The 13107-nt window shown below is 69.9% G+C and carries 10 protein-coding genes; 7 read left to right on the top strand and 3 right to left on the bottom strand.

What is annotated here, in order from left to right:
- Positions 1-141 precede the first annotated feature (141 nt).
- Positions 142-2778: an exo-alpha-sialidase gene (locus ACLQ7E_RS10385; protein WP_411732493.1), complete on the bottom strand. Its 2637-nt coding sequence runs from the start codon at positions 2776-2778 to the stop codon at positions 142-144.
- 115 nt (positions 2779-2893) lie between these two features.
- Positions 2894-3682: a glucosamine-6-phosphate deaminase gene (gene nagB, locus ACLQ7E_RS10380; protein ID WP_411732492.1), complete on the bottom strand. Its 789-nt coding sequence runs from the start codon at positions 3680-3682 to the stop codon at positions 2894-2896.
- 72 nt (positions 3683-3754) lie between these two features.
- On the opposite strand from nagB, the gene ACLQ7E_RS10375 reads away from it, so the two are divergent.
- Entirely contained in the window at positions 3755-4489 is a 735-nt protein-coding gene (locus ACLQ7E_RS10375; RefSeq protein ID WP_411732491.1) for a GntR family transcriptional regulator, read from the top strand.
- A gap of 47 nt (positions 4490-4536) precedes the next feature.
- Positions 4537-5673 carry an N-acetylglucosamine-6-phosphate deacetylase gene (gene nagA / locus ACLQ7E_RS10370; RefSeq protein ID WP_411732490.1) on the top strand — a complete coding sequence of 379 codons (1137 nt, stop codon included), beginning with the start codon at positions 4537-4539 and terminating at the stop codon, positions 5671-5673.
- Positions 5674-5733: 60 nt separating this feature from the next.
- On the opposite strand, the gene ACLQ7E_RS10365 is transcribed toward nagA, so the two are convergent.
- Positions 5734-6465, bottom strand: coding sequence for a FadR/GntR family transcriptional regulator (locus ACLQ7E_RS10365; RefSeq protein ID WP_411732489.1), 732 nt, complete (start codon positions 6463-6465; stop codon positions 5734-5736).
- A 152-nt stretch (positions 6466-6617) separates the two neighbouring features.
- On the opposite strand from ACLQ7E_RS10365, the gene ACLQ7E_RS10360 reads away from it, so the two are divergent.
- The 5 genes from ACLQ7E_RS10360 (at position 6618) to ACLQ7E_RS10340 (ending at position 13105) form a co-directional block, all read left to right on the top strand.
- On the top strand, positions 6618-8228 hold the full coding sequence (locus tag ACLQ7E_RS10360) for an ABC transporter substrate-binding protein (RefSeq protein WP_411732488.1): 1611 nt from the start codon (positions 6618-6620) through the stop codon (positions 8226-8228).
- A gap of 104 nt (positions 8229-8332) precedes the next feature.
- Complete coding sequence (locus ACLQ7E_RS10355; protein ID WP_411732487.1) at positions 8333-9286, top strand: ABC transporter permease; 954 nt, start codon at positions 8333-8335, stop codon at positions 9284-9286.
- A 2-nt stretch (positions 9287-9288) separates the two neighbouring features.
- The gene (locus ACLQ7E_RS10350) at positions 9289-11319 is read left to right on the top strand and encodes a dipeptide/oligopeptide/nickel ABC transporter permease/ATP-binding protein (protein ID WP_411732498.1); all 2031 of its coding nucleotides are present in this window, start codon (positions 9289-9291) and stop codon (positions 11317-11319) included.
- On the top strand, positions 11316-12182 hold the full coding sequence (locus tag ACLQ7E_RS10345; RefSeq protein ID WP_411732486.1) for an ABC transporter ATP-binding protein: 867 nt from the start codon (positions 11316-11318) through the stop codon (positions 12180-12182). Before ACLQ7E_RS10350 ends, ACLQ7E_RS10345 begins: the two co-directional genes overlap by 4 nt.
- Entirely contained in the window at positions 12179-13105 is a 927-nt protein-coding gene (locus tag ACLQ7E_RS10340; RefSeq protein WP_411732485.1) for a dihydrodipicolinate synthase family protein, read from the top strand. The genes ACLQ7E_RS10345 and ACLQ7E_RS10340 overlap by 4 nt, the downstream gene beginning before the upstream one ends.
- Positions 13106-13107: the final 2 nt, after the last annotated feature.

The following is a 13107-nucleotide window of genomic DNA, read 5'->3' as shown; positions in this document are numbered from 1 at the left end:
CCGGGGCCCCCCTGGGTGGGCCCCGCGCCCCGGGCCGGGCCACCGGCCCGCACCACGGCCCGCCCCGGGCCGGGGGGGGGGCCCCCGCGACTCGATTGCCGCGGGACCCCCGCACCCGGTCCCGTTCCCGGGGAACCGGGCCTAGCCGGTCCGCCCGGAATCCACCGTGACCCGCAGCGGAAGGGATGCGGAGGTGCCCGCCGCGTTCTGGAGCTCGGCGGTGTATCGGCGGCTTCCGTCCGCCCGGCCGGTGAGCCTGACCACGGCGCGTTGCGCGCTCGGGCTGTCGGCCTTCAGCTGCTGTCCGTGGATCAGTCGGCCGTCCTCAAAGAGACGGAAGACACTTGCATTGGTCCCGCGCGGCAGCTCCATCACCACGGAGAAGTCCCCGTCCCAGCGCGCGGCGCCGGCCTCGGGTGCCAGGGACAGTCTGCTGGTGGCCGGGGCCCGGGTTTCCACGTCGGTGGGTTCCCAGGCCGCGGGGTCCAGGGGCAGGTGCACCGGGCCCAGCGCGAGCTGCGCAGTGGCCTGCCTGGTGCCATTGGCCGCCGCCAGTTGCACGGTGCGTTCGGCCAGTTCGCCGCTGAGAGCCTCCTGCGCCGTGAGCTCGTGGACGAGCGCGGTCTCCAGGATGGCCCCGGGGGCGAGTTCCCCGGCGAGCGCCTGGTCCCCGGCGCGGATCCCGGTCAACCGGACGTTTCCGGTGTTGGACAGGACCGCGGGGTGCCTCACCGTGTCCCCTGCGGAGGCGTGGCCGTTCCCGTCCTCATCGGTGAAGGTTCCCGCAGAGGCACTTGCCGCCAGGCCGGGGGCGCGCACCAGCAGGTCGACCTCGCCGCCTTCGACGGAATACTTCTTCACGACCGTGGCGTAGTCAGGGATCCGCCCGGCGGTCCAGGTGCTGGCGGGGACGAAGAAGCCGTCGGCCACTTCCGCCTCCGTCACCGTGTGCCGCGGCGTGGCGCAGTCGTAGGAAGCGCCGGCGGCGAGCGCCGAGTAGCGGCAGTTGCCCGCCGGGCTGCTCTGGCCCACCGGCGCGGCAACCAGCGGGGCGAAGTTGCCTTCGGTCGGCACCACCCAGGTGGTCATGTTGCCGGTGTTGGCGACGTGGAAGGTGTAGGGGAGCTTCTCCCCCGCCGCGTAGGGGGACGCGGCGAGGTCGCGGACCCCGTCGGCGCGCTTGCCCGAGACCTCGAGCGAGATGATTTCCTGCCCCGTGACCGCGACGGCCAGCGTGCCGTGCGAGGTGCGGCCGTCGGCGGCGGTGAAGCGGGCCTGGAGCTTCACGGTCCCGTTGGCCGTCGCCGGGGCGGTGACCGGGAGGCGGAGGGTGGTTTCGGCGCCGGCGGCCAGCGAGGCGAGTTCGGCGGTGCCCAGGTCCCACCCGTCCGGGCCAGTGAGCGTCAGCGTGCCCGAGAGCGCGGTGGCCTCCTGGTTGGCGATGCGCACGGTTGCCTCGGCACTGCCGCCGGCGTCCAGTGCCAGCGGCGCGGCGGACAGCGGGGCGCAGGCGACGTTGAGCCAGTCTTGGTCGAAGGTGGCAAAGGGCAGGTCGTTGGTGTAGCTGCCCTCGTAGAAGACCCCGTAGAGCCCGTTGTCCAGGGCGGTGGCCACCGAGTAGGCGGAAAAGCCGGAGCGGATGGTGCGCAGCCCGGGCCAGCTCTCCCCGTCGTCGCAGGAGACCCGGGCCGAGACGTTCCGCCGCTCGGTGGGGTGGTTGGCCCCGGTGTAAAGAAGCATCTTCGCCTCCGCGCTGCCCTCGGGCGCCTCGGGGTGCATCCGGGTCACGTGGGCGTTGTTGGTCGGGTCCACGAGCTCGGTGTCGGTCTGAACCGGCGAATAACTGTGTCCGCCGTCGGTGGAGATGGCCACCTTGCGGAAGCCCCCGTTGTTCGAGTCGCGGGAGTTGAGCATCACCCGGCCGTCGGAGAGCTCCACGACCTTGTTCTCGTCCATCCCGGTGCCGGTGAATTCCCCGCGTTGCCAGCTTTGGCCGTGGTCGTCCGAGTAGATCGAGTAGGCCTGGATCGGCGTGCTGCCATCGGCCTGCAGGACCCGGCCGGCGTACTGCTGCACCAGCCGCCCGGCGTGGGCCCCGTAGCGCAGCTGGATGCCGGCCCCGGAGGTGGCGAACGTGGTCTTCACGTCGCCCGGTTCCGGCGTGGCGTCGGCGCCGGGCTTGGCCACGTCGGTGATCAGGCGCGGTTCGCTCCAGCTCACCCCGCCGTCATCCGAGGAGACCACCGCGGCGCTGATGACGTTGCGGTCGGCGTCGTCGTTGCCGAAGGTGCTGCCGTGGAAGCCCTGGTCCTTGGAATAGACAAAGAAGGCAAAGACGGTGTTGGTTTGCGCATCGACTACGAAGCTGGGGTCGCTGTAGCCGTACTTGGGGGTTTGCGCGTCGCCCAGGTGGCCGGCGGCAATGGTGGTCATCTCCCCGAAGGTCTTGCCGTTGTCGGTGCTGCGGCGCATCACGATGCTGTTGGCATTGGGGGCGTCGGCGGCGGAATTGGGGCGGGCGTCCCAGGAGGCGAGCACCACGCCGTTGCCCAGGTGGGCGAGGGCGGGAATGCGGTAGAAGTAATTCTCTGCGGTGCGGTCGGCGGCGAGGTTCGCCTCGGTGTAGGTGCCCGGGGCGGCGAACGGGTCGGTGCCGGGGACCGGCAGGGCCGCGCCCGCCGAACCGGCCAGGGCGACGGGGGCCAACAGGGCCAGGAGCGCCGCGGTGGCCAGGGGGCGGGCCGCGCGTGAAAGTCGGGGTTTCGGGTGATCGGTCATCTCTTGGGAAGTGCCTTTCCGGCTTGGGAGGGTCGGTGAGGTCGAGCAAAGAGGTAGGACATCCGACCTATGGATACGTGACTTCGGCCACAACTGTCAAGCGCCGCCCGTCATCTCAGTCGAGGCCGGGGGCCGCCTCGGGCGCGTGGTCGCGGGCAAAGTCGTAGTATTCGCGGTCCACCAATTTCGAGGCGGCCGCCTCGTCGAGCACCACCGTCGCGCGCTCATGGAGCTGCAGCGCGCTCGCGGGGCAGAAGGCGCCCAGCGGCCCCTCGGCCATGGCCGCCACCGCGGCCGCCTTGGCCTCGCCGGTCGCCACCAGCAACACCGAGCGGGCACGCAGGATGGTGCCGATGCCCTGCGTCAGGCAGTGCACCGGGACGGCCTCGACGTCTCCCCCGAAGAACCGCGCGTTGTCTCGCCGCGTGCGCGGGGCCAGGGTCTTGACGCGGGTGCGGCTACCCAGCGACGAGCCGGGCTCATTGAAGCCAATGTGCCCGTTGGCGCCGATCCCCAGCAGCTGCACGTCGATGCCGCCGGCCGCCTCGATCGCCGCCTCGTACTCGGCACAGGCCGCGGACAGGTCGGCGGCCGCGCCGTGCGGGACGTGGACCTTGCGCGGGTCCAGTCCCAGCGGGAGCGTGACCTCGCGGTCGATGACGGAGTGGTACGCCTCGGGGTGTGAGGGATCCAGCCCCACGTACTCATCCAGGGCAAAGGCGGTGGTTCGCGAGAGGTCAAGACCCTCGCGCGCCAGGGCGGCCAGCGCGGCATAGGTGCCCAGCGGGCTGGAGCCGGTGGCCACGCCCAGCACGGGGTCCCGCCGCCTGGCCAGGGTGTCGGCGATGAGGCGGGCGGCGTGGCGGCCCACGGCCGCCGGGTCTGAGAGCACGATGATTTCCACCTGCCCAGCGTACCCATGAAAAAGATATTTGTCCGTACCAATATCCAAAGAATTTTCTCTATACTCGGATTTATGGAGACACCACTCGAATTGGTCCGGACCGGATCGCCCAAGTACGTGGCCTTGGCCGATGCCCTGGCCGAGCAGATCCGCACAACCCTTACTGTCGGCGAGCCGTTGCCGACCGAAAGGGAGCTGCAGGCGAGCTTCGCGGTCAGCCGCGACACCGTGCGGCGGGCCATCGCCCGGTTGGCGGCCGCCGGGCTTGTCTACAACGTGCAGGGGTCGGGCACCTACGTCGCGGATCCCGCACAGATCCGCAAGGGCACCCGGCTCACCGGTTTCAGCCAGGACATGGCCGAGCGCGGATTCAAGGCCTCCTCCCGCACGCTGGACTGCAGGATCGAGCCGTGCCCCGCCGACACGGCCCGCGCCCTGGGCGTGGCCGAGGGCTCCGGCGTGCTGTTGCTGCGCAGGCTGCGGCTCGCCGACGGACTGCCCATGGCGTTGGAAACCGCGCGGCTGCTGTCCGGCCTCTTCGGCGACGACCTGCCCGACCCGGCCGGCTCGCTCGATGCGCAGCTAGCCGAACACGGCCAACGCATCGTGCGGGCCGGCCAGATGATCACCGCCGTCAATCTCACGGCCCCCGAGGCGCACCTGCTCGACCAGCCCGTGGGTGCCGCGGCCCTGCGGGTGGACCGGGTCGGCTTTACCGATCGCGGGCAGGCAGTCGAGGCCACCGAGACGCTCTACCGCGGTGACAGGTACGGCTACGAAACCACCGTCGAGCGGGCTCCTGCCTAAGCCTGCTCGCCACCACCTGCTGACCCCGTCCTCGAACCGGAGCACCCATGAACCGCATCCTCATCCATTCCGCACGGCTCGCCGGGCGCACCTCTGTTACTTCCTCCGATCCGTCCGGATGGGCACTTCTTCAGGACGGAGCCCTGGTGGAACTGGGCACCGGCGAGCGCTGGACCCGGCGGGTCTCCCCGGGAACCGAGGTCGTGGACGCCGGCGGGGACCTGTTGGCCCCTGCCTTCGTTGACATCCATTGCCACGGCGGCGGCGGTTCCGCCTTCGAGGACGCCGACGGGCTGGACACCGTCCGCTCCACGCACCGCGCCCACGGCACCGGAACCCTCGTCGCCTCGCTGGTGACCAATCCCCTGCCCGCGCTGCGTCAAGCGGTGGCCCGCCTCGGTGCTGCCACCGCGGACGGCAGGATCGCCGGCATCCACCTGGAAGGCCCGTGCCTTTCCCCCGGGCAACGCGGTGCCCACCACCCGGATCACCTGCTCGCGCCTTCGGTGGCGGTGCTCGAACCCCTGCTGGAGGCCGGAGGCGGCGCCATCGTGCAGGTGACCCTCGCCCCGGAAATGGATGCGGGACTTGCCGCCACGCGCTTCCTGGTCGAAAACGGCGTCAAGGTGGCCGTTGGGCACACCGAGGCCGACTACGCCACCACCCGGGCGGCCTTCGACGCCGGGGCCTCGCTGCTCACCCACACCTTCAACGCCATGCCCGGGCTGCACCACCGCAACCCCGGCCCGGTGGCAGCGGCCCTGGACGACGGGCGGGTGGTCCTGGAACTCATCGCGGACGGCGTGCACGTCCACGACCCGCTCATCCGGCTGCTCTTCACCCAGGCACCGGGACGGGTGGCCCTGGTGACCGACGCGATGGCCGCCGCGGGCTTCGGTGACGGGACCTACCAGCTGGGCGAACTCGCCGTGGAGGTTCGCGATTCGGTGGCCAGGCTCGCCGCGGGCGGTTCGATCGCCGGCAGCACACTGACGATGGACGCCGCGGTGCGCCGGGCGGTGGCCGCCGGGGTCCCGTTGGACGAGGCGGTGAAGGCCGCGACGATTGTCCCGGCCCGGGCGCTGGGCTTGGGCCATGGCGCGGGTCTACTGGAGCCCGGCGCGCCGGCACCCGTGCTGCTCTGTCCCGACGGATCGCTGCGGCGGGTCTTCGCGCGTCTCTGATCCGCCTCCCCGCCTTGGCCCCGATACAGCTCCGGGCCACCGGCCGGGACTCGGGGGCATTCAGCCTGCCACGGTGGTGCGGATCAGCCCGCGGATCCCGTCAAAGTGCCCGGCCATCAGGCGCGCAGAGGTGACCTTGTCGCCCGCGGCCACTGCCTCGTAGATGTCCCGGTGGTTGCGGGCGGTTTCAACGAGCAGGTCGTCGGTGGGGTCCATTTGCTCGTGCAGCTTGGAATAGGCGGACCAAAAGACCCCCAGCAGGTTGGTGAGCATCCCGTTCTCCAGCGGCTCGAACAGTCCGCGGTGGAACTGCTCGTCGGCCTCGCTCAGCGGCTGGCCGGCCTCGGCCCGGGCCTCCATGTCCTCCACCGCGGCGCGGACGCGTTCCAGGGCGGGCGCCGTCATCGCGTCGATGGCCGCGCCGATCAGCCCCGCCTCGAGCGCCTGGCGGACCTCGACGAGCTCGAGGGCCTCGTGGCCGGAAGTGCGCAGCGAGAGCCGGGAGTGGAATTCGAGGGTCGCGGCGAGCGCGCCGAGCTGCTTGGTGGCCACGAACATGCCGTAGCCGTGGCGCACGTCCACGATGCCCAGGGCCTGGAGGACCTTGAGCGATTCGCGCACGGTGTTCCTGCCCACGCCGAGCTCCTCGACGAGTTCATGCTCGGTGGGCAGCGGGTCCCCCGGCACGAGCCCGCGCTCGAGGATCAGCTCCATGATTTCCTGCTGCAGGGCCTGCAGCCGGTCGGACGCGTTGGCCCTGACCCGCCGGGCGGATGGCTGTGCTGTGCTCATCGGTTTCCCTTTCTTCTGCCGCTTCTTGCCTGCAGGTCCCGCCGATTGCGGGGCCACAGTTGACGTTCAATGTGACTTCGCATACATTGTACTTCAGGCATAGGACATCCTACATCCGATAACCGTTTCCATCCCACCCGAGGTGACCCACCATGACGCTACACAACGAAGTTCTGAACATGGCCAGCTCCCGCCGCAATTTCCTCAAGATTGCAGGCGCCATGGGCGTCGCCGGTGCCTTCGCCGCGACCCTTTCGGCCTGCGGACCGTCCGGCGCCACCGGCACCGCGACCACCGGGGCTGCCGGGACCAAGCCGATCGAGGCCGGCATGTCCTACGCGCTCTCCACCGGGTTCGACCCGATGACTTCCTCCGGGGCCACCCCGATGGCAGCGAACCTGCACATCTTCGAGGGCCTGACCGAACTGCACCCTGCCACCCGCGAACGCTACCTGGCACTGGCCGCGGCGGAACCGGTCAAGGTCGGCGACACGGGCTACGAGATCAAGCTGCGCGCCGGGGCCACCTTCCACAACGGGGACCCGGTAACCGTCGAGGATGTCGTCTACTCCTTCGAGCGCGTGCTCGATGAAAAGAACGCCTCGCTCTTCGCCCAGTTCATCCCCTTCATCGACAAGGTCACCGCCAAGGGCACCGACACGATCGTCTTCAAGCTCAAGTACGCCTTCCCGCTCTTTGCCGAGCGCATTTCCATCGTCAAGATCGTCCCGAAGAAACTTGCCTCGGCCAACCAGGCCGGCTTCGACGCCGCCCCGGTGGGCACCGGACCCTACAAGTTCATCTCCGCGGTCAAGGACGACAAGATCGTCTTCGAGAAGTTCGAGGCGTACAACGGCCCGATGGCAGCCAAGGCCCCGGGCATGACCTGGTTCCTGCTCTCGGATGCCGCGGCCCGCGTCACCGCCGTGGAATCCGGCCGTGTCCAGGCCATCGAGGATGTTCCCTACCTGGACGTCGAGCGGCTCAAGGCCAATGCCACCGTCGAGTCAGTGCAGTCCTTCGGCCTGCTCTTCCTGATGTTCAACTGCGCCGAGAAGCCCTTCGACAACCACCTGGTCCGCCAGGCATTGCACTACGGACTGGACACCCAGACAGTCATCGACAGGGCCTTGCTGGGCAACGCGACTGCCGCAAGTTCCTTCGTGCAGGAAAACCACCCGGGCTACCACCGCGCCTCCACCGTCTATGGCTACGACCCGGAAAAGGCCGCCGCGCTGCTGAAGGAGGCAGGGGTCACCGAGCTCTCCTTCGAGCTGCTGACCACCGACACTTCCTGGGTCAAGGACGCGGCCCCGGTGATCATCGAGTCCTGGAACAAGTTGCCCGGGGTCAAGGTCACACTCAAGTCCATGCAGTCGGGCGCCCTGTACCCGGACCACGTGGACTCGGGCACGTTCCGCGTCGTCGCGGCCCCGGGTGACCCCTCGGTCTTCGGCAACGACCTGGACCTGCTGCTTTCCTGGTGGTACCGCGGCACCGTGTGGCCGCAGGACCGCTTCCGCTGGAGCCAGACCAAGGAGAACGCGCTCGTGCAGAAGCAGCTCGACGCCGCCGTGCGCGCCGCCGACCCGGTTGCAGCACAAAAGGTCTGGAACCAGGTCATCGATCTGGTCGCCGAGCAGGCACCGCTCTACCCGATCCTGCACCGCATGCTCCCGACCGCCTGGAACCCCGACTCGCTGACGGGCTTCCGCCCGCTGCCGACCACCGGGCTCTCCTTCGTGGACGTCGGGCACGCCTAGCAAGAATGCCGGCGCGCCGCCGACTCCCCCTTCGTCGGCGGCGCGCCATCCTTTTCCCCCCTCCACCCCCCCGCACATCCCCGATTCCGAGGAGCACCATAGACGTGGGCAACATCCTCCGCCTGCTGGGCCGACGCCTGGCGGCACTGCCACTGATGATCCTGGGCGTGACGCTGCTGGTCTTCCTGGTCCTGCAGTTCTCCCCCGGCGACCAGGCCACCACCGCGCTCGGCGAGGGCGCCAGCGAAGAGGCCAAGGCCGCCTACCGCGCCGAACGCGGCCTCGACAAGCCGGTGATCGCGCAGTACATCTCCTTCCTGGCCCGGCTGCTGGTGCTCGACTTCGGCAAGACCACCCCGCCGGCCCAACCGATTTCCGGCATCATTGCCGGCGCGTTCCCGCTGACCCTGCAGCTGACCTTCTTCGGCGTGGCCATCGCCGTGGTGCTCTCCCTGCTGCTGGGCGTCACCGCGGCGCTCTACCGCGACCGCTGGCCCGATGCCGGCATCCGCGTGCTCTCCATCGCCGCCGTGGCGACCCCCTCCTTCTGGCTCGGCATCCTGCTGATCCAGTGGCTGGCCCTGGGCACCGGCACCTTCCCCTCCGGCGGCTTCGTCCCGTTCAGCCAGGACCCGGCCGGCTACTTCCGCTCCCTCGCACTGCCCGCCCTGGCCCTGGCCATCCCCGTCTGCGCCTCGCTGATCCGCGTGGTGCGCACCTCGATGGTGGAGGAGATGGACAAGGACTACGTCCGCACCGCCATCGGCAACGGGGTCCCGCGCCACGAGGTCATCCGCCGCAACGTGCTGCGCAACGCGCTGATCACCCCGGTCACCGTGCTGGGCCTGCGCATCGGCTACCTGCTCGGAGGCGCGGTGGTCATCGAGATGATCTTCTCGCTGCCCGGCATGGGCCAGCTCATCCTCAACGGCATCACCAACAACGATGTCTCCCTGGTCCAGGGCGTCACCCTGACCATCGCCATCACCTTTGTCCTGGTGAACATCGCCGTGGACCTGCTCTACCTGCTCATCAACCCCCGGATTAGGACGGTATGACCATGCGGTATGGACTCGCTGACCGCCTCAGCCGCCCCGGCCTGGCCTTCAAGGCCCTCCCGTTGGGCTCCAAGGCCGCCCTGCTCTTCCTGGCCATCGTCGGCCTCGCCGCGATCTTCGCCCCCTGGCTGGCCCCGCACGACCCGCTGGCCACCGGCATCCCCGCCCAGGCGCCCAGCGCCGCCAACCCCTTCGGCACCGATCGCCTCGGCCGGGACATCTACTCGCGCCTGCTCTTCGGCGCGCGCTCCTCGCTGCTCATCGGCCTGGGCGCCGTGGCGCTGGCCATCGCCGTCGGAGCGGTGCTCGGCGCGCTCGCCGCGACCGCCTCGAAGTGGGTCAGCGAAACCGTCATGCGCATCATGGACATCATCATGGCCTTCCCCGGCATCGCGCTCGCCGCGGTGCTGCTTGCAACCCTGGGCAACTCCGTCCCGGTGATCATCATCGCGATCGCCGTCATCTACATCCCGCAGCTGGCCCGCGTGGTCCGCGCCAACGTGATGTCCCAGTGGGGCGAGGACTACGTGCGCGCCGAGCAGGTGCTCGGAGCGGGCCGGCTGCACATCCTTACCCGCCACGTGCTGCGCAACACCGCCGCCCCTGTGCTGGTCTTCGCCACCGTGATGGTCGCCGACGCGATCATCTTCGAGGCCTCGCTCTCCTTCCTCGGCGCCGGCGTCCAGGACCCGGCCCCCAGCTGGGGCAACGTCATCTCCTACGGGCGCACCCTGGTGCTCAACGGCGCCTGGTGGGCCACCACCTATGCAGGCCTGCTGATCCTGCTCACCGTGCTCTGCCTGAACGTGCTCGCCGAGGGCCTCACCGACGCCATGGTGAACCCGCGGCTGCGCAAGCCGGCGAAGATCACCGAGAAGGACAACACCGCAGCCGCCGTGCTGCGCGCCGAGTCCGGCGCTGCTGCCGACGCGGCCCAATTGCCGGCTCCGCCCGACGCGGCGACCCCGCCGCTGCTCGCCGCCCAGCTTGAACGGCTGCGCTCCACCGAGCTTGGCCGCACCGACAGGCTGCGCCCGGAGGCCGCGGCTCGTCCCATCCTTCAGGTGCGGGACCTGACCATCCGCTTCCCCGACCGCTACGGCGACACCAGAATCGTGGACAACGTCTCCTTCACCGTCAACGAGGGCGAAACCATGGGACTGGTCGGCGAATCCGGTTGCGGCAAGTCGATCACCTCGCTGGCCATCATGGGCCTGCTGGCCCCCAACGCCGAGGTCACCGGCTCGATCCGCTTCGAGGGCCGCGAACTCGTGGGCCCCGACAACCGCGAAACCACCCGCGAAAAGCTCTTCAAGGGGCTGCGCGGGGAACAGATCGCGATGGTCTACCAGGACGCCCTGTCCTCGCTGAACCCCTCGATGCTGATCCGCGAACAAATGGAGCAGCTGACCCGGCGCAACGGCAGGATGAGCCCGGAGGAACTGCTCAAGCTGGTCAAGCTGGACCCGCGCAGGACGCTGCGCTCCTACCCGCACGAGCTTTCCGGTGGGCAGCGCCAGCGCGTGCTCATCGCCATGGCGCTCTCCCGCTCCCCCAAGCTCGTGGTCGCCGACGAGCCGACCACCGCGCTGGATGTCACGGTGCAGGCGCAGGTCGTTGACCTGCTCAACGAGCTGCGCGAACAGCTCGGCTTCGCGATGGTCTTCGTCAGCCACGACCTGGCCCTGGTCGCCTCGCTGGCGCACCGCACCACCGTGATGTATGCAGGGCAGGTCGTCGAATCCGGCGCCACCGCCGAGCTCCTGGCGGACCCGCGGCACGAATACACCCGCGGGCTGCTCGGGGCAGTGCTTTCCATCGAATCCGGGGCCGAGCGCCTGCACCAGATCCCCGGGTCGGTGCCCAGCCCCCGCGACTTCGCCGCCGGGGACCGCTTCGCCGCCCGCTCGCTGGACCCCTCCGCCGACCCGGGAGCCGTCCTGGGCCTGGAAAGGATCGGGACGGCCGACCACTACTGGGCCACCGCTGCCACCAGCACCGCCCTGACCAGCACCGAAGGAGCCAACGCATGAGCACCACCGCCCTGGCCGGGCGCACCGGCGCCGCCACCCCGGGATCCCCGGTCCTGGAACTAAAGGACCTGCACGTGCACCACCGGGCCCGCGGCGGCAAGCTCTTCCACCCGACCATCGTCAAGGCGGTCAACGGGGTCGACTTCACGATCGCCCGCGGGGAGACCGTCGGCATCGTCGGGGAATCCGGCTGCGGCAAGTCAACCCTCGCCTCGGTGCTGGTGGGCCTGCGCGAACCGACCAGCGGCACCGTGCTCTTCCACGGCGAGCCGTTCTCCCGCCGCGGGCCCGCCCGCAAGGAATTCGGCCGGTCCGTCTCGATCATCTTCCAGGACCCGGCCACCGCGCTGAACCCGCGGATGACGGTGCACGACATCCTCACCGACCCGCTGCTGGTGCACGGGATCGGGACCCGGGCCTCGCGCTCGGCCAAGGTCTACGAACTGCTCGAGCTGGTCGGCCTGCCTGCATCCGCCGCCGAGGTCTCCCCCGCCCAGATCTCCGGCGGGCAGCGCCAGCGCGTTGCAATCGCCCGGGCCCTGGCGCTGGACCCGGAACTGGTGATCGCGGACGAGCCGACCAGCGCCCTGGATGTCTCGGTCCGCGCCCAGGTGCTGAACCTGCTCACCGACCTGAAGGCGAAGCTCAACCTGGGACTGGTCTTCATCTCCCACGACATCTCCACCGTCCGCTACGTCGCTGACCGCATCTGCGTGATGAACGCTGGGCAAATCGTGGAGCAGGGCACCGCCGCCCAGGTCTTTGACACCCCCACCAACGACTACACCCGAACCCTGCTGGGAGCCGCCCCGAGTTTGCTTCATGCCCCGGCAACCACCCGAACTCCCCTGGAGGAATCATGAGCACCACCCCCGCATTCACCGGCGTCATCCCGCCCGTCATCACCCCGCGCACCTCCGCGGGCGCCCTGGACCTGCCCGGCCTGGAGGCCGTGGTCGAGCACCTGGTCGCAGGCGGCATGCACGGCCTGTTCCCGCTGGGCTCCTCCGGCGAAACCCCCTACCTGACCGACGCCGAACGCGCCGAGGTCCTGGCATGCGTGGCCTCGGCGACCGCCGGGCGGGTTCCGCTGCTGGTGGGCGCCAACGAACAGACCACCGCCCGGGTGATCGAGGAGGCCCGCAAGGTCGTCGTCCGCGGGGCCGACGCCGTGGTGATCACCACCCCGTACTACGCGATCTTCGACGCCACCGAGGTCAAGCGGCACTTCCGGGCCGTGGCCGCTGCGGTCGACGTCCCGGTCCTCGCCTACGACGTTCCGGTGCGCACCCACTTCAAGCTGGCCCCGGAGCTCCTGGCAGAACTCGCCCACGAGGGCACCATCGCCGGGGTCAAGGACTCCTCCGGCAACGACATTGCCTTCCGCCAGCTGCGCCTGCTCACCCGCGGATTGGAGGGCTTCGCCCTGTTCAGCGGCCACGAGGTCGTCTGCGACGCGGCAATGCTTTCGGGCGCCGACGGACTGGTCCCGGGCCTGGCCAACGTGGACCCCGCAGGCTACCGGAGGCTCTACGACGCGGCCGTGTCAGGGAACTGGGAGACGGCCGTCAAGGAACAGGACCGGCTCGCCGAACTCTTCCGCATCGTCGATGTCCCGGACGGTTCCCGGGTCTCCCCCGGAGCCGGAGGACTCGGTGCGTTCAAGACCGCCCTGGTGCAACTCGGGGTCATCGGCGCCAACACCATGAGCCAGCCCATGGAGTCCCTCAATGCCCACGAGGCCACCGAAATCCGCGCGATCCTCGCCACCGCCGGACTGCTCTAGGT

Origin of the sequence: Paeniglutamicibacter sp., from assembly GCF_046714615.1 — a bacterium.
Lineage (GTDB): Bacteria > Actinomycetota > Actinomycetes > Actinomycetales > Micrococcaceae > Paeniglutamicibacter.
The sequence above is the reverse complement of the archived record's forward strand: the minus strand, read 5'-3'. Positions and strand labels throughout refer to the sequence as shown.

Coding starts and splice junctions, on each gene's coding strand:
- ACLQ7E_RS10385 (WP_411732493.1), bottom strand. CDS start 2,778: ATGACCGATCACCCGAAACCCCGACTTTCACGCGCGGCCCGCCCCCTG.
- ACLQ7E_RS10345 (WP_411732486.1), top strand. CDS start 11,316: ATGAGCACCACCGCCCTGGCCGGGCGCACCGGCGCCGCCACCCCGGGA.
- ACLQ7E_RS10365 (WP_411732489.1), bottom strand. CDS start 6,465: ATGAGCACAGCACAGCCATCCGCCCGGCGGGTCAGGGCCAACGCGTCC.
- ACLQ7E_RS10360 (WP_411732488.1), top strand. CDS start 6,618: ATGACGCTACACAACGAAGTTCTGAACATGGCCAGCTCCCGCCGCAAT.
- ACLQ7E_RS10340 (WP_411732485.1), top strand. CDS start 12,179: ATGAGCACCACCCCCGCATTCACCGGCGTCATCCCGCCCGTCATCACC.
- ACLQ7E_RS10375 (WP_411732491.1), top strand. CDS start 3,755: ATGGAGACACCACTCGAATTGGTCCGGACCGGATCGCCCAAGTACGTG.
- nagA (WP_411732490.1), top strand. CDS start 4,537: ATGAACCGCATCCTCATCCATTCCGCACGGCTCGCCGGGCGCACCTCT.
- ACLQ7E_RS10350 (WP_411732498.1), top strand. CDS start 9,289: ATGCGGTATGGACTCGCTGACCGCCTCAGCCGCCCCGGCCTGGCCTTC.